This is a genomic window from Nocardia sp. CA-120079, from assembly GCF_050955745.1.
Taxonomy (GTDB): Bacteria; Actinomycetota; Actinomycetes; order Mycobacteriales; family Mycobacteriaceae; genus Nocardia.
The window spans coordinates 8,899,854-8,918,199 of sequence record NZ_CP192088.1 but is presented as its reverse complement, the minus strand read 5'-3'; the positions used below and the strand labels follow the sequence as shown (position 1 = coordinate 8,918,199).

Annotated in this window: 15 protein-coding genes; 10 read left to right on the top strand and 5 right to left on the bottom strand. The window is 66.6% G+C overall.

Features of this window, described 5'->3' with window-relative positions; genetic code table 11:
- Positions 1–15: 15 nt before the first annotated feature.
- From ACQPYR_RS40275 to ACQPYR_RS40260, 4 genes are all read left to right on the top strand, one after another.
- Entirely contained in the window at positions 16–1,848 is a 1,833-nt protein-coding gene (locus ACQPYR_RS40275) for an ATP-binding cassette domain-containing protein (RefSeq protein WP_433624902.1), read from the top strand.
- Between the two features lie 63 nt (positions 1,849–1,911).
- Complete coding sequence (locus tag ACQPYR_RS40270; protein WP_433624899.1) at positions 1,912–3,084, top strand: hypothetical protein; 1,173 nt, start codon at positions 1,912–1,914, stop codon at positions 3,082–3,084.
- A gap of 49 nt (positions 3,085–3,133) precedes the next feature.
- On the top strand, positions 3,134–3,427 hold the full coding sequence (locus ACQPYR_RS40265) for a hypothetical protein (protein WP_433624896.1): 294 nt from the start codon (positions 3,134–3,136) through the stop codon (positions 3,425–3,427).
- Positions 3,424–3,852, top strand: coding sequence for a type II toxin-antitoxin system VapC family toxin (locus tag ACQPYR_RS40260; RefSeq protein WP_433624893.1), 429 nt, complete (start codon positions 3,424–3,426; stop codon positions 3,850–3,852). The genes ACQPYR_RS40265 and ACQPYR_RS40260 overlap by 4 nt, the downstream gene beginning before the upstream one ends.
- A gap of 79 nt (positions 3,853–3,931) precedes the next feature.
- Here the strand turns inward: ACQPYR_RS40260 and ACQPYR_RS40255 are convergent, their stop codons facing one another.
- The 4 genes from ACQPYR_RS40255 to ACQPYR_RS40240 form a co-directional block, all read right to left on the bottom strand.
- Positions 3,932–5,305 (bottom strand): sensor histidine kinase, encoded by a 1,374-nt coding sequence (locus tag ACQPYR_RS40255; RefSeq protein ID WP_433624890.1) that lies wholly within the window; start codon positions 5,303–5,305, stop codon positions 3,932–3,934.
- A gap of 7 nt (positions 5,306–5,312) precedes the next feature.
- On the bottom strand, positions 5,313–6,029 hold the full coding sequence (locus tag ACQPYR_RS40250; RefSeq protein WP_433624887.1) for a response regulator transcription factor: 717 nt from the start codon (positions 6,027–6,029) through the stop codon (positions 5,313–5,315).
- A gap of 159 nt (positions 6,030–6,188) precedes the next feature.
- Entirely contained in the window at positions 6,189–6,575 is a 387-nt protein-coding gene (locus ACQPYR_RS40245; protein ID WP_063047566.1) for a hemophore-related protein, read from the bottom strand.
- Positions 6,576–6,719: 144 nt separating this feature from the next.
- Positions 6,720–8,756, bottom strand: coding sequence for an AMP-binding protein (locus ACQPYR_RS40240; RefSeq protein WP_433624884.1), 2,037 nt, complete (start codon positions 8,754–8,756; stop codon positions 6,720–6,722).
- A 322-nt stretch (positions 8,757–9,078) separates the two neighbouring features.
- On the opposite strand from ACQPYR_RS40240, the gene ACQPYR_RS40235 reads away from it, so the two are divergent.
- The 6 genes from ACQPYR_RS40235 (at position 9,079) to ACQPYR_RS40210 (ending at position 17,161) form a co-directional block, all read left to right on the top strand.
- Positions 9,079–13,248, top strand: coding sequence for an ATP-binding protein (locus ACQPYR_RS40235; protein WP_433624881.1), 4,170 nt, complete (start codon positions 9,079–9,081; stop codon positions 13,246–13,248).
- The gene (locus ACQPYR_RS40230) at positions 13,245–13,658 is read left to right on the top strand and encodes a roadblock/LC7 domain-containing protein (RefSeq protein WP_011207200.1); all 414 of its coding nucleotides are present in this window, start codon (positions 13,245–13,247) and stop codon (positions 13,656–13,658) included. The genes ACQPYR_RS40235 and ACQPYR_RS40230 overlap by 4 nt, the downstream gene beginning before the upstream one ends.
- Positions 13,659–13,665: 7 nt before the next feature.
- On the top strand, positions 13,666–14,040 hold the full coding sequence (locus tag ACQPYR_RS40225) for a DUF742 domain-containing protein (RefSeq protein WP_040686485.1): 375 nt from the start codon (positions 13,666–13,668) through the stop codon (positions 14,038–14,040).
- Positions 14,021–14,623: a GTP-binding protein gene (locus tag ACQPYR_RS40220; RefSeq protein ID WP_174414979.1), complete on the top strand. Its 603-nt coding sequence runs from the start codon at positions 14,021–14,023 to the stop codon at positions 14,621–14,623. The genes ACQPYR_RS40225 and ACQPYR_RS40220 overlap by 20 nt, the downstream gene beginning before the upstream one ends.
- 75 nt (positions 14,624–14,698) lie before the next feature.
- Positions 14,699–16,201, top strand: coding sequence for a carboxyl transferase domain-containing protein (locus ACQPYR_RS40215; RefSeq protein ID WP_433624877.1), 1,503 nt, complete (start codon positions 14,699–14,701; stop codon positions 16,199–16,201).
- Between the two features lie 105 nt (positions 16,202–16,306).
- On the top strand, positions 16,307–17,161 hold the full coding sequence (locus ACQPYR_RS40210; protein ID WP_433624874.1) for an aldo/keto reductase: 855 nt from the start codon (positions 16,307–16,309) through the stop codon (positions 17,159–17,161).
- A gap of 4 nt (positions 17,162–17,165) precedes the next feature.
- Here the strand turns inward: ACQPYR_RS40210 and ACQPYR_RS40205 are convergent, their stop codons facing one another.
- On the bottom strand, positions 17,166–18,293 hold the full coding sequence (locus tag ACQPYR_RS40205) for an NAD(P)-binding domain-containing protein (RefSeq protein WP_433624871.1): 1,128 nt from the start codon (positions 18,291–18,293) through the stop codon (positions 17,166–17,168).
- Positions 18,294–18,346 lie beyond the last annotated feature (53 nt).

The following is an 18,346-nucleotide window of genomic DNA, read 5'->3' as shown; positions in this document are numbered from 1 at the left end:
GGGAGCGCAGTAACCATGCAACTCATCCGATTCCTCATCTCGATCTCCTGGATGCGGATCGCGGCCGTCATTGCCGCGGGCCTCATCTGCGGTGCGGCCAATACCTATCTGGTGACCCTCATCAGGGGTGTGGTGTCGCCGGAACCGCATCCGCACGTCGATATCCAGAGCTTCGGCCTAACGGGCCTGGTCATTCTGGTCAGTGGCGTGGTGTCGCAGGTGCTCTTGATTCGCCTTGCCCAAGAGGCGATTTACCGGCTGCGCGCGGATCTGAGCTCCGGGATCGTCTCGGCGCCGCTCGAGCATCTGGAACGGCTCGGCATGCACCGTCTGATGGCGACGCTGACCGAGGATGTGCGCTCGCTGTCACAGGCAGTGACCGCCATTCCGAGCATCTGCATCGATGTGGCCACCATCGTCGGTTGCTTCGCCTTCCTGCTGGTGGTGTCGGGTCCGCTGTTCGCGGTGACCGTGGCGGGCACATTGCTCGGGATCGCCTGTGTCGAACTGATTCTCAAGCGGGTGCGCAATATCTATCGCGAGGCGCGGGAGAACGAAGACGCGCTGTTGCGGTCGTACCAGGCCGTGACGCTGGGTATCAAAGAATTGAAGCTGCATCGGGAACGCCGCCGCGATTTCATGCAGCGGCATCTGCTCGGTTCGGCCGCGACGCTGCGTGCGCAGAATGTCGATGCGGGATCCAAATTCTCGGTGGCACAGGGATTCGGGCAGGCACTGCAGCTCGGCACCATGGCGCTGATCCTGTTCGTGCTGGTCGCGCCGCTCGACCTGTCGCGCGATGTGATGGTCGGGTACGTCCTGGTGACGACATTCCTAGCAATGCCGATGCAGAACTTCATGCACCGCATCCCGGATCTGCTGCGCGGTGACGTGGCGCTGGCGAAGATCCGCGCGATGAATCTGTCCATGGAGACCATGCACGACGAGCAGCGGTTGCCGTTCACGGACCGTCCCGCCGTCGATTCGGCGCGGCTGGAGCTGACGAATGTCACCTACAGCTACCGGATGGAGCCGCCACCGCCGTTCCCGCCGGGTCCCGGGGGGCCGCCGCCCGGGCCGCGAGGCGGCGCGCATCCGCCCGGTCGGGGTCCACGCCCCGGCGGGCCGCGACCGGATGTCAACGGTCATCGGATCGTCGACCACAGCGGACACGACAACCGGCCGATGCCGCTCGGCCCGCCACCCGAGCAGAGTAACGACGAGTCCGGATTCCGGCTCGGCCCGCTCGATCTGGTCTTCGAACCCGGGCAGATCACCTTCATCGTCGGCGGCAACGGCAGCGGCAAATCCACGCTGGCCAAGCTGATCACGGGACTGTATGTGCCGCAGACCGGTGCGCTGTCGCTCAATGGCGAGCCGATCGATCACGAGAATATCGAGTGGTACCGACAGAACTCCTCGGCGATCTTCACCGACTTCCACCTGTTCGAGGACTACCTGGGCTTCGATCGGCCCGGACTCGACGGTGAGGTGCGCCGCTATCTCGAGGAGTTGCAGATCGCGCACAAGGTGACGGTTAGCGACGGTCGGCTGTCGACCATCGATCTATCGCAGGGGCAACGCAAACGGCTCGCGCTGTTGACCGCGCTGCTCGAGGACCGGCAGATCTATGTCTTCGACGAGTGGGCCGCCGACCAGGAACCCAAATTCCGCGACGTCTTCTATCAGGAAATCCTCACCGAGCTCAAACAGCGCGGGAAGACCGTCATCGTGATCACCCACGACGATCGCTACTTCCACCACGCGGATCAACTCGTCAAGCTCGATTTCGGCCGGGTGGTCGAGGCGACGCGGACCGAGGAGCCCACCGGCGCCGAGCTCTCCTGATCATCTGCGGCCCTTACCGAATTCTCAGAGTTCGGCCAATTCGGAGTTCTAGGGTCGGCAGACGTGGCTGGAAATCGCGCCCGCTGGGCCCTGCTCGCCGTTGCCGTTGTCATCGCCGGGGCGCTCGGTGGCGCCGTCGCCGCTTGCTCGAGATCATCCGGTTCACCCGGCGGCATCGCGCTGGTGAATGCCGATACCGGGCCGACGGGTGCGCGCATCGCGCAGGGTTTGCAGCAGGACGGCGGCGGATACGAGTGGACCGTCGGCAAGCCGGGTGAACTCGATGCGGATGACTACGCGGCGGTGATCACCCTGCCCGCCGATCTCACCGAATCCATGGGCACGTTGGCGAGCGCGCAGCCGAAACGGGCCAAGGTGACGGTGGATACGCACAAGGGCGCGGACGCGGATGTGGTGAACGGCGCGGTGAATATGGTGACGCACCGGATCGGCGCATCCGGTGTCGATGCCGCCCTGGCCGCCGTCGCACAGGCGCGCACTCAGATGACCTCGGTGCAGTTCACCACCCAGCTGCTCAATGCGGGGGTGAATGCCGCTGCCGCAGGTGCCGATCAATTCAGCTCGGGCGCAGACCAGCTGCTCGGCTTCCTTAGCTACGCCAAAGCGGGTTCGGCACAGCTGACTTCGGCCATCGCACTGCTGAACTCGACCGTCTCCGGTGCCGCCGCACAGGCGAATCAACTTGCCTCGGCGTTGGATTCGACCGGCATCACGATCGGACAGGTGCAGCAGACCGCGAATACGGTGAGCGGCGGTCTGGATCAGATCCTGCCGCTGATGCGGGCGCTACCGTTCGCGAGCGATCCCCAGGTCGCCGACATCATCGCGAAACTCGAAGGGCTGCGAAATGTTTCGGGCCAAGCCGGGTCCCAGCTGACCGCTCTCGGCGACCTCGTCGGCAGCGCCGTCGACCCGAGCACCGACCTTGGCACGCTCCTGCGCACAGTTGTGGACCGATTGACCGGCGCCAGTGCGCAATTGGCCGAGGGCGCGAAACTGGCCGAAGGGCTGCCGCAACTGGCTGACCAGGGCGGTGCTCAATTAGTAAGCGCTATAGGCCAACTCACCGGCGGCGTCACCCAACTCCAGCAGATCGTGACCAACCTCAGCACCCAAACCGACAAGGCCGTCGCGGCGCTCCCCCAGCGCAGCAGCGCCCAGCAGTCCGCGCTGGCGCTTGCGTTGACGGATCCGGTCGAGGTGGTCCGCAACTGATTCAAAGCTTCGGACCGCTGTGCGAGGTACAGCGTGGTACGTTGTGGGTATGCCTGCTCCCGAGATGCCGCCTCCGACCGAGGTCAGCGTGCGCCAATTCGTCAACGAGTCTGGCAGCGTTACCCGTGGCCTGCGGGAGGGAAGGCGATACGTGCTCACCATCAACGGCGAGCCGTTGGCCGAAGTTACGCCGATCAGGCGTCGCCGCTTCGTGCCCACCAGCCAGGCCCAAGAGATGTTCGTGAGGGCTCCGATACTCGACTATGGCGAACTCCGACGCGACTTGGACACTGCGATTGTCGACGAGTTGTCCAACGATCCGCTCGAAGGAACGGGTCTGTGAGCCGCAACGCGAGGGGTGTGCTCGACACCGGCATCATCGCGGCTCTCTCGCTGTTCGATCCAGGCGATTTGCCGATCGAATCCGCAATCACCGCAGTCACGCTGGGCGAGTTGTCGCGAGGGCCGTACGCAACCGATGATCCGGTCGCTCGTGCGCGCCGGATCGCAGTACTTCAACATGTGGAAGCGACATTCGGCGAAGCGTTGCCCTACGACAGCGAAGCCGCTCGAACTTTTGGCTTGATCTGCGCCGCGGTATACGCGATCGGACGGCAACCACGACGGCGAACAGCCGACCTGATGATCGCCGCCACAGCGGCACGCAACAGCTTGCCGCTGTATACGACGAATCCGAAGGACTTCACCGGCCTAGAGGAACTCGTAACGATTGTTGCGGTTACCCGACCCGACGGTGCGACCGGCTGACCGACGGCCCACGCTGGAGAAGCAACTGTCGTCCGTTGCTTGAAATGATGGGAACCGTAGGCCGCAGTGGCTTTTCGGATCAGGTAGTCCGGCGCTCCGGAAGGTCGAGTACCAGGCGCACGCCGCCAAGGGGACTGTCATCGAAATAGGCTCGGCCACCGTGTAATTGGGCCTGTTGGGCGACCAGGGCGAGGCCTAGTCCTGAGCCGCCTTTGCTGGCTTCGCTGCCGCGGAAGAAGCGCTCGAAAACGGCGGTGCGCTCTTCGACGGGGATGCCGCGGCCATTGTCGTCGACGGTTATCAGTATGTGTCCGTCGGGGATTCGGTGGGCCGAGACCACGGCCTCGGTGGCGCGGCCGTGTTTGACGGAGTTGGTCAAAGCGTTGTCGACCGCGAGGCGCAGTCCAGCGGGCAGGCCGCGGGTGATCAGTTCGGCGTCGGTATCGATGCGGACGGTTACGCCGGGGAAGTGTCGCATGGCATCGTGGGCGGCTTGGTCGCACAGGTCGCCGACGTCGGTGTCGACGTGATCGCGTTCGTGGGTGAGGTCGCCCGAGGCGAGGCGTTCCAATGCGGCCAAGGTGGTTTCGACGCGGCCCTGGCTGCGTTGCAGGTCGCCGAGGATTTCGGCGCGTTGGGCCTCGTCCAGGTCGAGGGTGCGCAACACCTCGAGGTCAGTGCGCATGGCGGTGAGTGGGGTACGCAGTTCATGGGCGGAGACGGCGGCGAAATCGCGGGCGGTCTCCAGTGCGGCGGCGGTTTCGGTTTGTGCCTGATCAACCCGTTGCAGCAGGGTGTTCACCGCCTCGGCGAGTTTTTCCGCCTCCCGGACTCCGGAGCCGTCGACCGGTGGCTGTGGATTGTCCGGATCGCGGTAGCCGCTGCGTGCGCCGACCTGTCGGGTGAGATCGACGATCGGGCGGACGGCCCGGCCCGCGAGCAGCCAGCCGAGTGCGGCGGCGGTGGCGATCGCCAGCCCGGCCCCGGCGAGCACCCAGCGCTGTTGCTCGGCGGTTGTGCGTGCCGCTGCGGTGGACGGAATGCCAAGGGAGACAACGCGTCCCGCCGGTTGATTCGCGGTGGTGGTGAGCACGCGGAACGGGGTGCCGTTCACGGTGACGGTATGCGATCCGATCGGCTGTTCGGGCAGGCGGATCGGTGTGCTCGCCACGATCGTGTTGTTGTCGCGGACCGTCACCGCCATGTCGTAGTTCGGACCGACCAACCCGAGCACACCGACGGCCAATACCGAATCGATGAGCACCAATCGCGACGCGATCGCCAACTGCTGGTCGGTCTGGGCCAGATTGTTGCGCTCGATGGCCCGTGAGGAGATCACGCCGATGATGGTGACGATGATGATCGCGCCGACCGCGGCCGCACCGGCCACCCGGGTGCGGAGGGAGAACGTGCGCTGCCGCCGTTTCCGGGGAGCCGGGAGCTGCGGCGTCATCGCCAACTCACTTGGGCGCTCGCAGCACGAATCCGACGCCGCGGACCGTGTGCAGCAGCCGTGGCACGCCCTCGACCTCCAGCTTGCGCCGCAGGTATCCGACGAAGACGTCGACCACATTGGTGTCGGCGGCGAAGTCGTAGCCCCACACCAATTCCAGCAGCCGCTCGCGGCTCAGCACCACGCCCGCATTGCGGGCCAGGGTGGACAGCAGCTCGAATTCGCGCTTGGTGAGCTCGATTTCGCGGCCGTTCAACAGTGCCCGGTATCCGGCGACATCGACTTCCAGCGGGCCGACCGTGATCGCACCCGGTGTGGCGGGGGCCGCAACGTCCGAGCGCCGGCGCAGCAGCGCTTTGATCCGCGCCACCAATTCGGCCAGGACGAACGGCTTGGTCAGATAGTCGTCGGCGCCGGACTCCAGTCCGGAGATCCGGTCGTCGACGGAGGCGCGGGCGCTGAGCACACAGATCGGGACTTCATTGCCCAAGGCCCGAAGTGCCGTCACCACGCCCGCACCGTCTAGCACCGGCATATTCATATCGAGCACCACCGCGTCGGGCGCCTGCTCGGTCACGCTGCGTAGCGCCTCGGCGCCGTCGCGGGCGACCCGCACCTGGAAGCCGGACAGGCGCAGGCCGCGCTCGACCGACGCGAGCACGTCCTCGTCATCGTCGACGACAAGGACGGTCGGGTTCGCGCTCCGCTCGGTCACATCACTCATTGTGCGCTCCTCCGCCTCCCCGAATCTTTAGGCGCCGGACTCAGTCGCGGTAACTGTGACGTTGGCGGGCGGCGGTAGGGCTGTGGGGCAAGTCAGCCCGTCCCCGATGAGTTACCCATGTTCTTGCGAGACCAGTTGACCGGTCGGCATCCCGTGGCGTCAGTAGCTGTGGCAGGTTTCGGCCACGGTGCGGATGGTCTCGGCCAGGCCGGACGCACGCGGGTCGTTCTCGGCGTCCTGCGCGGCGCTCGGGTTCTCGTTGATGGCGGCCTGGAGTTCCGCGCGACGCTGTTCGACCGGCTGATCGAACTTGCGCTGCAGTTCGGCCTTCTGGGTCGGGTTCGAGTCGAGCATCGCCGCCAGCTGCGGGGCCTTGGCGTGCAGCGCCGCATCGACCTGGGCGAAGGAGCAGTCGGAGGTCAGCAGCGGCCCGGCCAGCGTCATCGGATCCGCGGCCGCGATGGCCGGGGAGAGCAACACGGCCACACTGGCCATGCCGCCAGCGGCGAGAGCGGCGACTGCCGGGCGGCTGCGGAAGAGCTTCATGGGTGTGCCTCCAGATTTTCGGGGGTCATGCTGCTTCGAGGGTGCTGTGGATCCAGCGCCCTAGACGCTATTGCCCCGCACTGGCGCATGTGTGAATTATCCCTGAGGATTCTCTAAGGGGTGAAACGCAATGCAATCGCAAAGTTATGACGGCACAATCGGATCGCCGTTGGGTGCAACGACTTCCGGGCCGGGCTCCTGCGGGCGGCTGGCCCGGATCTGGACCTCGAGTGCGGCGAGCACCGAGGCATCTTCGATGGTGGACGGCACCTCGTAGGTATCGCCCGCGGTGATCTGCCGGATCGTTTTGCGCAGGATCTTGCCCGACCTGGTTTTGGGTAGCGCGGTGACGACGACGGCGTCGTGCAGGGTGGCGATCGCGCCGATCTGCTCGCGCACCCGGGCGATCAGTTCGTCGCGCAGGCGGTCCGGATCGATCTCGACGCCGGACTTGAGTACCACGTAGGCGATCGGCCGCTGGCCCTTGAGTTCGTCGGGCAGGCCGATAACCGCGCATTCGGCGACGGCCTCGTGTCCGGCGATGGCGGCCTCGATGCTGCCCGCCGAGAGCCGGTGGCCGGCCATATTGATCACATCGTCGCTGCGGCCGAGCACATACAGGTACCCGTCGTCATCGAAGTATCCGGAGTCGCCGGTGAGGTAGTGGCCCGGGAACGCCGACATATAGGAGCGCTGGAAACGGCCTTCGTCGCGCCATAGTCCGGTTAGTGTCCCTGGCGGTAGTGGCAGGCCGATGACGATATTGCCCTCGGTGCCCGGTGCGACCGGATTGCCCTCGGCATCGAGAACCCGCAGCCGGAAGCCGGGCACCGGCACCGACGCCGAACCCGCCTTGATCGGAAGTTGCTGCAGGCCGAGCAGATTCGCGCAGATCGGCCAGCCGGTCTCGGTCTGCCACCAGTGGTCGACCACCGGGCAGTCGGGCCGATCGGCGAGCAGTGTTTCGCTGGCCCACTCGTAGGTGGCCGGATCCAAACGCTCACCGGCGCAGAACAATGCGCGCAGCGAGGACAGGTCGTGGCGGTGGGCGAGCGCGGCGTCCGGATCGGCCTTGCGAATGGCGCGCAGCGCGGTCGGCGCGGTGAACAGCACCCGCACGTTGTGCTCGGCGACCACCCGCCAGAACGCGCCCGCATCCGGTGTTCCGACCGGTTTGCCTTCGTAGAGCAGCGTCGTCGCGCCGACGAGCAGCGGTGCGTAGACGATGTACGAATGTCCGACGACCCAGCCGACATCCGAGGCGGCCCACATCACCTGGCCCGGCCCGACGTCGTAGATATTGCGCATGGACCAGGACAGGGCGACCGCATGTCCGCCGTTGTCACGGACCACGCCCTTGGGCTTCCCGGTGGTACCGGAGGTGTAGAGGATATAGAGCGGATCGGTCGCGGCGACCGGGACCGGATCGGCGGGTTGCGCATCGCGTACCGCGGCTGCCCAATCGAGCCATTGCGCCGCGACGGTCTGGGTGGAACTCGGCAGCGATTCGGTGGCGGGCTGTGGAGCGGGGAAGTGAATGGTCGGAAATTCCGGTCGCTGCTTGACGATCACGTGACGCGGTGCGCTCGTCTCGGCGAGGTCGAGGGCCTGCAACACGATCGGCGGGTAATCGATCGTTCGGCCCGGCTCCAGCCCGCCCGAGGCAGTGATGATCAACACAGGTTCGGCGTCATCGATGCGGGCGGCGAGTTCGGGTGCGGCGAAGCCGCCGAAGACCACCGAATGCACCGCGCCGATGCGGGCGCAGGCCAGCATGGCGATCACCGCCTCGGGGATCATCGGCAGGTAGATGACCACGCGGTCGCCCGCGGCGACACCCAAACGTGCCATCGCACCGGCGAACTCGGCAACCTCAGCGAGTAGTTCGGCGTAGGTGAAAACGCCTCTGGTTCCGGTCATAGCGGAGTCGTATATCAGGGCGGGCTGATCGGCCCGGCTTGCCTCATCCGGAGTGTTGCCGCCGTGCACATGCCGGTCGAGGGCGTTGAAGGAGGTGTTGAGGCGAGCATCCGGAAACCACCTGGCCATCGAGCGAGCCGTGGTGTCGACGATGTGGGTCGGCGGGGTCACCCAATCGATCGCCTCGGCCGCCTCGGCCCAGAACTCAGCGGGATCGACCAAGCTGGTCTGATAGACCGGCCGGTACGTCTGGTTTTCCATCAATCCCGTGACTCCCTAGCCTCGCCTCGATGCCCGCCTCGATAGATCAGCACGATTGTGGCAGACTTCACGCGACGCCCGGGTGGGTGCCGCGACCTTTGGTTTTGCCAGCTATCGGCAGGTCAAGGCCTGTAGCTATACTCAACGTCACCCAAGCTGTTATTGATCCGTTAGAATCTGATGTCACTTATTTGGGCCGTCGTAGACGCAATTTCTCGGCCAGCCGCAGTTCCTCGGCCAGCTCTGCCTGTCGAGCCAGCATGCGATTGTCTAGGTTCGCTGATGGCACGTGGTTGGGGCCAGTTTGGAAAGTGAGTGGGAGATGCGTGACGCCGCAAGGTCCGGCAGCAAACGCTGGGCGCTCGGCAACTGGGACCTGCGCTGGAAGGTTACGGCGGTCCTGGCCGTTCCGCTGGCAGTCGCGGTTGGGCTCGGCGTGTCCAGGATTACCACCGAGTTCGCCGAGGCGAACCGACTGGACGCCGCCGCGAAGAACATCGAGGCGATTCCTGCCGTCACCGCGCTGAGTGCGCAGACGGCGACGACCGCCGGTTCACAGATGATTTCGATCATGCCGAACGTGTCGATCGTGTCGGACAAGAACCTGGCCGACCTCGACAAGGTCATCGCCGATGCCGAGCAGTCGGTCGGCAAGGTCGACGGTGTCGCCGGCGCGCGCGCGTCGCTGGAAGACATGATCACCCAGGCCAAGGCCGTGCGCGCCCAAGGCAAGAACGTCTCGACGCAGACCCCGGCCGAAGTCATCGGCACGATCGACAGGGTCCGCAACGACAGTGTGCACATCGTGGAGGCCACGGTCGGCCAGGTCAGTGATCAGGCCATCGAACAGGCGAAGCTGCGGCTGGTCGACTCGTTGAACACCCGTTACGCGCTGGTCGCCGAGGTCGCCGCATTCCCCGAGGTGCTGCGCGGTTCGGCGGCGGGCGTGCAGAGCGCGATCACCGCGGCCAATACCGAGCGGGCGATGCTCAACGTGCTCGCCCACCGCTTTTCCGATGGCGATACCGCGATCGCCGATCTGCGGGCCGGTATTGATAACCGGATCTCACTGCTGACCAGCCCGGAGGCGCAGTCCGGCAAGATCCCGGTCGGTGATCTGAAGAACTCGCTCACCGGCAGCCTCGATGTCTACGAGCGCGTGGTCACCAAGTCCACCAAGGACATCGACTCGGCGATGAGTTCGCTGGTGTCCAACGCCAACACCGGCGCGTGGACCTACACCGCGGTCGTCATCGCGACCATTCTCGCCGCGCTGTTGCTCGCGGTGTTCGTCGCGCGCTCGATGATCGTGCCGCTGCACCGGCTGCGTCTGGCCGCGCTGCGCGTGGCCGAGAGCGATCTGCCGCACGAGGTCGCGCAGCTGCGGAACGGCGCGTCCCCCGAGGATGTGCCGCTCGAGCCGATGCCGATCCGCAGCCACGAGGAAATCGGTCAGCTGGCCCGCGCCGTCGACGATATCCACGGCCAGGCGCTGCGTTTGGCCAGTGACCAGGCGCAGATGCGTGCCCAGGTCAACGACATGTTCGAAACCCTGGCCCGGCGCTCCAAGTCGCTCGTCGACCATCAGCTCAGTTTGATCGAGGCGATGGAGTACGACGAGAAGGATCCGCGCCTGCTGGAAAACCTGTTCCGGCTGGACCATCTCGCGGCCCGTATGCGCCGTAACGGTGACAACCTGCTGATCCTCGCCGGTACCCGGCAGCGGCGCAGCAAGTCCGCGCCGGTCGAGATCGCGGACGTGCTGCGTGCGGCGATCTCCGAGGTCGAGGACTACGAGCGCGTGAAGCTCGGTGCGACACCGCGTGGTTCGCTGGTCGAGCCCGCCGCCTCCGATATGGCGCACCTGTTCGCCGAACTATTGGACAACGCGCTACGCGCGTCGCCGCCGGAGACCGACGTGAAGTTCACCTTCGCGCAGGGACACGACCAGGGCATGCTCATCGAGGTCGCGGACCGCGGCATCGGTATGCCGCCCAGCGAAATGGCCGATATCAACCGGCGGCTCGAGCAGACTGCCGAACCGGGTCCGGACACCGCGCGGCACATGGGTCTCTTCGTGGTCGGCCGATTGGCCGAGCGCCACGGACTCACCGTGCGCCTGCGACCGACCTTCGATACCGCACGCGATCCCGGTGTCACGGTCACCGTGCAGGTCCCGGCCAGTCTGATCGTGCTCGGACAGGGCCAGACCACTGCGATGCCACAAGCGGCACCGCAGGTCGCCGCGCCCGGTCCGCAACGGCAGTCCGCCGCGGCGTCGATGCAGATGCGCGCGATCACCAGGACGCCGGGTGGCAATGTCATGGTCACCGTCGATCCCGGTGTGAGCGGACCGATTCCGATGAGCAGTCCGGCACCGGCCGCGGGCAGTGGTCCGATCCCGACCGCGGGCGGGCTACCGCAGCGTTCGCCCGGCTCGACCATGTCCTCGGGGGCTTCGGGGCTGCGTCAGGAACCGGCGCAACCGAATCCGACTCTGCGCCCATCGGCGGGACAGGCGCCGAGTGGTCCGCAGCGCGGCAAGCTCGCCGCGGCGAATCTGCCGAGACGCAATGCCACTCCGGGCGGTCCGCCGCCGAGTCGGCCGGGCGCCGAGCCGCCGGTTTCCGGTGGTGGTCTGCCGCCGCGGAATCTGAATTCGGGTGGGCTGCCGCAGCGTCAGCCCGGCACGAATGGTGTGCCTGAGGGTGGTCAGCCCAGTGGTGGCCTGCCGCAGCGCCAGCCTGGCAGCAACGGTGCGCCGCCGCGCGAGGGCGCGGGCGGTCTGCCGCAGCGTGCGTCGGGGCTGAACGGTCTGCCGCCGCGCGAACCGGGTGCCGGTGGTGTGCCGCCGCGCGATACCGGTTCGGGTCTGCCGCAGCGTGATGCGTCGGGTGGTCTGCCACAGCGTGAGACCGGTCTGCCGCAACGGGATTCGGCCGCCGGTGGCCTGCCGCAGCGGGAGCCGGGTGCGACCGGTCTGCCGCAGCGTCAGTCGCCTGCGGGTGGTCTGCCGCAGCGGGAAACGCCGAATGGTTTGCCGCAGCGTGAGAGCACGGGTGGTCTGCCCCAGCGTGAGAGCGCTAGTGGTCTGCCGCAGCGTGATGCTTTGGGTGGTCTGCCGCAGCGGGAACCCACCGGTGGTTTACCGCAGCGTGAGAGTTCTGGCGGCCTACCGCAGCGTGAGAGCACGGGCGGTTTGCCGCAGCGTGAGAGCGCCGGTGGTCCGCCGAAGCGTGATCCGTTGCGTGATCCGTTGAGCAGTCTGCCGCAGCGGGAAACCACGGGCGGCCTACCGCAGCGTGAGAGCTCTGGCGGCCTACCGCAGCGTGAGAGCACCGGTGGTCTGCCGCAACGGGATGCCGCCTCGAATGGCCTGCCGCAGCGCGAGTCCGGTATCCCACCGCGGGACACTGGTTCGGGCTTGCCGCAGCGGGATTCCGCCTCCGGTGGTCTGCCGAAGCGTGAGGCTCTGGGTGGTTCGCCGCGGCGTGAGAGCACGGGTGGTCTGCCGCAGCGTGAGAGCGCCGGTGGTCCGCCGAAGCGTGATCCGTTGCGTGATCCGTTGAGCAGTCTGCCGCAGCGGGAAACCACGGGCGGTCTGCCGCAGCGCGATTCGGCCTCGAATGGCCTGCCGCAGCGCGAGTCCGGTATCCCGCCGCGGGACACCGGTTCGGGCTTGCCGCAGCGGGATTCCGCTTCCGGTGGTCTACCGCAGCGAGAGTCGGGTGCGACCGGTCTGCCGCAGCGTCAGTCGCCTGCGCACGGTTTGCCGCAGCGTGAGACCCCGAACGGTCTGCCGCAGCGTCAGTCGGGCGGGACGCCGAGCGGCCTGCCCCAGCGCGACGGTCTGCTACCTTCCCGCGACAGCCTGCCGCAGCGGGAGTCGGCTGCTACCGGTCTGCCGCAGCGCGATCCGGGAGCGACCGTGCTGCCGCGCAAGGAAGTTCCGCCGGGTGTCGGTCTGCCGCGACGCGATCGCGGTGTGGCCCAGCCCGCGGCCAGCGGTGAGACACCCGCGATGTCCGAGAGCGGGGCGACGACCGCACCGCGTGATCCGGGCCGGCACAGCTTCAAGCCCGATCCGGAGAAGGCGGCGTCGTTCTTCCAGACCAGGTTGCAGCCCGCTGTCGACTCTGATTCGGTGATGGGCGGGACACCGATCTTCGCCGAAATGATGTCGGCGTGGCTATCGGATCCCAACCAGGACCGGTCCCAAGTTGCTGCCTCCTTCGAGTCGCCCGGCGACGAGGGCTGGCAGGCTGCCCGCCGCGCCAGCGAGGCCCAGACCGAAACAAAGACGGCCGCCGGGTTGCCTCAACGCAATCCGGGCGGGAGGCTGGTCCCCGGCGGTGTCACCGGCAACGCCGATCGCGCGCCGCGTCGCGATCCAGAAACGATCAGGTCCAGCTTGAGTCGTCACCAGCAGGGCGTCCGGGATGGCCGCGCAATGAAGGCAATGAACCTAACCGGAGATAAAGGAGACCGATGAACCCCGATCTAGGTGGTACGAATCGTCAGCTGGATTGGCTGGTTTCGAACTTCGCCAACGAGGTTCCTGGCGTAGCTCATGCCGTCCTGGTCTCGGCTGACGGCCTACTCATGGCGGCGAGCGCGCAGCTGCCGGTGGACCGTGCCGAACAGCTCTCGGCCGTTACCGCCGGACTGGCCAGCCTCTCGGTAGGCGTCTCGAATCTATTCGAGGGCGGCACCGTGCTGCAGTCGGTGGTCGAGATGGAGCACGGCTACCTGCTACTCATGGCAGTCGGCGACGGCTCGTATCTTGCGGTGCTGACGAATACTTCCTGCGATATCGGCCAGGTGGGCTACGAAATGGCCCTGTTGGTCGAGCGTGTCGGCCAGACGGTGCAGGCCACGCCACGCGTCACGATGGGTTCCTGATGGTGGGATGGACATAGACGATCACCGCATGGGGAGCGCCGAGCCGAGTCTCGTTCGCCCATACTCCTTGACTGCGGGCCGAACCAGGCCCGCGGTCGAGTTGGCGTTGGAGGCACTTGTCGCATCGCATCCGGTCGCCCTGGAGCGGCAGTTCGAACTGACCAACATCGAGACGTCCATCGTGGAGTTGTGCAGAGAATCGCCGTCCGTTGCTGAAGTGGCAGCGCGTTTGGGTATACCCATCGGGGTGGCCCGCGTGCTCGTGGCCGACCTCATCGAGGCCGGGCATGTGCGAGTTTCGGCGACTTTGAAAGACGATTCCAGCGACGATGAACGTCGCGAGCTGATCGAAAGGGTTCTCAGTGGACTCCGGCGTATTTGATTCGACGGCACAGGTCGATACCCGCACCAGCAAACCGACTTCGGCGAAGATCGTGGTCGCTGGCGGCTTCGGTGTCGGTAAGACCACGTTGGTGGGTGCCGTCTCGGAGATCGTTCCGCTGCGCACCGAGGCATTGGTGACCAATGCCAGTACCGGAATCGACAATCTGACCGGTATTCCGATGAAGTCGACCACCACGGTGGCGATGGACTTCGGCCGGATCAGCCTCGCCGACGATCTGGTTCTGTACCTGTTCGGCACGCCCGGCCAGTACCGCTTCTGGTTCATGTGGGACGACCTGATCCGCGGCGCCATCGGCGCCGTGGTGCTGGTCGACACCCGCAGACTCGAGGACAGCTTCGCGGCCGTCGACTACTTCGAAGCGCGCAATCTACCGTTCCTGGTTGCGCTCAACGAATTCGACGACGCACCGCGGTATCCGATCGAGGACATCCGTCAGGCCCTTGCGGTGCCTGCGGATGTGCCGATCCTGTCCATCGACGCCCGCCGGCGCGAACCCGCCAAGCAGGCGCTGGTCTCGCTCACCGAGTACGCCCTACGCAAGGTCATGCAGGGCTACTGAGCGTTCGCGTCTGTCGCGTCGGCCCCGAATCGAGTGGCTGGGCTTACCCACCCCGCCATCCCCTAGGCTCGCTCGATGAGGATTTCGGCGCGGGAGTTGCTCGGGCAACTGCTCGACTCGGACTCGTTTATCAGCTGGGATCGGCCACCGGTGACGGTGGCCGCATCCCCGCGATACCGCGAGGATCTGCGCAAGGCCGAGCTGGCGGCCGGCACAGATGAAGCGGTGCTGACCGGCGAAGGTCTGCTGCGTGGTCGACGCGTGTCCGTAATCGCCTGCGAGTTCGGATTTCTGGCGGGTTCGGTCGGGGTGGCCGCGGCCGAGCGCATCGTCTCGGCGGTCGAGCGCGCCACCGAACTGGGCCTGCCACTGGTCGCGTCGCCGACCTCCGGCGGTACCAGAATGCAGGAGGGCACAGTCGCTTTCGTGCAGATGGTGAAGATCGCGGGTGCGGTCGCGGCGCACAAAGCGGCCGGGCATCCGTATCTGGTCTATCTGCGCAATCCCACGATGGGCGGTGTCTTCGCGTCCTGGGGTTCGCTGGGGCATATCACCTTCGCCGAACCCGGCGCACTCATCGGCTTTCTCGGCCCACGCGTCTATAAAGCGTTGTACGGCAGGGATTTTCCGGAGGGTGTGCAGGTCGCGGAGAATCTGTACCGCAGCGGCGTGATCGATGGTGTGCTGCCGGTTTCGGTTTTCCGCCGGATCGCGCATCGTGCGTTGAGTGTGCTCAGTGGTGTGCCGGATCCCGTTGCGGCGGAACCCGGCTGGGCCGCGCCGGTGCATAGGACCGGGAATGCGGCCGCGGATGTTCCGGCTTGGGAATCGGTTCGGATCTCGCGCCGCCCAGGTCGGCCCGGTATCCGCGACCTACTGCGCCATGTGACGCAACGGGTTCCGCTCAGCGGCACCGGGCAGGGCGAATCCGATCGCGCCATGGTGCATGCGCTGGCCCGTTTTCGTGGGCAGCCCTGCATTGTTTTCGGTCACGACCGCTCGGGGCAGCAGGGCGAACACACCATGGGCCCCGCCGCATTGCGCGAGGCCCGGCGCAGTATGGCGCTGGCCGAGGAATTGCGGCTGCCGCTGGTGCTGGTGATCGACACGGTCGGTGCGGCCCTGTCGAAGGAGGCCGAGGAGCGTGGGCTCGCCCCCGAAATCGCCCGCTGCATAGCCGATCTGGTGACGCTCGACACCCCGACGGTCTCGGTCCTGCTCGGTCAGGGCACCGGCGGCGGCGCATTGGCGCTGCTGCCCGCCGACCGCGTCTTGGCCGCCACCCACGGCTGGCTCGCGCCGCTGCCGCCGGAAGGGGCGAGTGCCATCGTCTACCGCGATACCGACCACGCCCCCGAACTGGCCGACGCACAGGGCATCCGCGCGACCGACCTGCTCGCCGACGGTGTCGTCGACCGCATCGTCCCGGAATTTCCGGACGCCGCCGACGAACCGGTCGACTTCGCCCGCCGCATGGTCGCCGCCATCGCCGAAGAGCTCACCGGGCTGCGTGCCCGTCCGCTCGACGAGATTCGCGCCTCCCGCCATACCCGCTATCGCCGCCTCGGTCGGTCCTGACGACCCTCGGTAACCAGCACAAACGCGATCCCGTTGGGAAAACCGGTGGTCAACACACCAGGGGTTCTCGTTGACGACGCGGCGCGGCACTTCTACGGTCGGAATGTGACCTTCAGAAGCGAGACCAGCGCCATTCCTTCGATCGTGCTGAACGACGGGAACGTGATCCCGCAGCTCGGCTTCGGTGTGTTCCAAGTACCGCCTGAGGACGTCCAGCCGGTCGTCACCGCCGCGCTGGAGGCGGGCTATCGCAGCATCGATACCGCCGCGATCTACGGCAACGAGGAGGGCACCGGCCGCGCCATCCGGGAATTCGGGCTGCCGCGCGACGAGGTCTATCTCACCACCAAGCTGTGGAATTCCGACCAGGGCTACGACTCCACGCTGCGCGCCTTCGACGCCAGCATGGCTCGGCTCGGCCTGGACTACCTCGATCTCTATCTCATCCACTGGCCGGTGGCGCAGGCCGATCGCTTCATCGAGACCTTCAAGGCCTTGCAGACACTCAAGGCGCAGGGCCGGGTGCGTTCGATCGGTGTGTCGAACTTCACAATTCCCGATCTCGAGCGGGTCATCGGCGAGACCGGCGAGATCCCGGCCGTCAACCAGGTCGAACTGCATCCCCGGCTCGCGCAGCGCGAGCTTCGCGCGTTCCACGATGCGAATGCCATTGCCACCGAGGCGTGGAGTCCGCTCGGGCAGGGCACGCTGCTCGATGATCACACCATCGTCTCCATCGCCGAAGAGGTCGGCGGCACCCCGGCTCAGGTGCTCGTCCGCTGGCACCTCCAGCAGGGCATTGTCGTCATTCCGAAATCGGTCACCCCGGCCCGCATCGTCGCCAACTTCGACGTCTTCGGGTTCGAACTCACCCGCGACCAGATGAACGCCATCAACGCACTCGACAAGGGCGCCCGCATAGGCCCCGATCCGACCACTTTCACCGCCGGACTGCTGTAGAGGTTCAGCGCAGGCCGAGGTGGGCCGTCAGCTCTTGGGCGGCGGCGCGCCCGGCTCGGTTGGCGCCGATGGTGCTCGCCGACGGGCCGTAGCCGATCAAGTGGATGCGCGGGTCGACGGCTACCTGGGTGGCGAGGCGGCCGGTCATGGTGATGCCGCCGCCCGGACCGCGCAGGCGTAGCGGGGCCAAATGGTCCAGGGCACTGCGGAATCCGGTCGCCCACAGGATCACGTCTGCGTGCTGGAACGAACCGTCGGGCCAGCGCACCCCATCCGGTTCGATGCTCGCGAATATCGGATGCCGCTGCAGCACCCCGCGAGCTTGTGCGGCGCGCAGTCGATCGTCGAGCCGCAATCCGGTGACCGAAACCACAGAACCCGGCGGCAGACCGTGCCGCACCCGATCCTCCACGATGGCGACGGCCGCGCGGCCGTCCTCCTCGGCGAACGGTGCGTCACGGAATACCGGCTCGCGTCGAGTCACCCAGGTGGTGGTCGTGACCTGCGAGATCTCGTCCAACAGCTGAACGGCCGACACCCCGCCGCCGACCACGACGACATGCTTGCCCGCGAACTCGTCGGCAGTGCGGTAGTCACGGGTGTGCAGCTGGCGTCCGGCGAAGGTCTGCGCACCCGGGTAGCGCGGAATGAAGGGATGTTCCCAGGTGCCGGTGCCATTGATCAGGCCACGCACTCGGATCGTGCCCGCGGTATCGGTCTCGCCATTCAGCGTCGTGCCCCGACCCGCCGCGAGATCCGGCCCTGCGGCACAAGGGCTTCCGTCGGTATTGCGGTCGCAGACCACGGTCACCGAGACGGGTCTGCGCACCCGCAGATCGAATCTCTTCTCGTACAACTCGTAATAGTGCGGCACCGCGGTGGCTGCAGGCACGGCGTCGGAATCCGGGGGCAATGTCTCGGCGAAGGACATGCCCGGGAGGTCGTGTACCCGATTGACGGTGGTCAGGGTGAGCGATGGCCACCGAAACTGCCAGGCCCCGCCGGGTCCCGGTGCGTGATCGACGATGAGGAAGTCCCGTTCCGGGCGCAATCCGAGGCGCTGCAGGTGGTAACCGGCCGACAGCCCGGCCTGACCAGCACCGATCACCAGGATGGGGAAGTCTGTCGGCACAAACCGAGATCGTATCGGCTTGGTCGGTATGTTCGGCCACCTGTGGCAGAGTT

What these genes read in the sequence shown, in the direction of transcription:
- ACQPYR_RS40275 (WP_433624902.1), top strand. Translation starts at nt 16, where the DNA reads ATGCAACTCATCCGATTCCTCATCTCGATCTCCTGGATGCGGATCGCG.
- ACQPYR_RS40265 (WP_433624896.1), top strand. Translation starts at nt 3,134, where the DNA reads ATGCCTGCTCCCGAGATGCCGCCTCCGACCGAGGTCAGCGTGCGCCAA.
- ACQPYR_RS40255 (WP_433624890.1), bottom strand. Translation starts at nt 5,305, where the DNA reads ATGACGCCGCAGCTCCCGGCTCCCCGGAAACGGCGGCAGCGCACGTTC.
- ACQPYR_RS40250 (WP_433624887.1), bottom strand. Translation starts at nt 6,029, where the DNA reads ATGAGTGATGTGACCGAGCGGAGCGCGAACCCGACCGTCCTTGTCGTC.
- ACQPYR_RS40245 (WP_063047566.1), bottom strand. Translation starts at nt 6,575, where the DNA reads ATGAAGCTCTTCCGCAGCCGCCCGGCAGTCGCCGCTCTCGCCGCTGGC.
- ACQPYR_RS40240 (WP_433624884.1), bottom strand. Translation starts at nt 8,756, where the DNA reads ATGGAAAACCAGACGTACCGGCCGGTCTATCAGACCAGCTTGGTCGAT.
- ACQPYR_RS40235 (WP_433624881.1), top strand. Translation starts at nt 9,079, where the DNA reads ATGCGTGACGCCGCAAGGTCCGGCAGCAAACGCTGGGCGCTCGGCAAC.
- ACQPYR_RS40230 (WP_011207200.1), top strand. Translation starts at nt 13,245, where the DNA reads ATGAACCCCGATCTAGGTGGTACGAATCGTCAGCTGGATTGGCTGGTT.
- ACQPYR_RS40225 (WP_040686485.1), top strand. Translation starts at nt 13,666, where the DNA reads ATGGACATAGACGATCACCGCATGGGGAGCGCCGAGCCGAGTCTCGTT.
- ACQPYR_RS40215 (WP_433624877.1), top strand. Translation starts at nt 14,699, where the DNA reads ATGAGGATTTCGGCGCGGGAGTTGCTCGGGCAACTGCTCGACTCGGAC.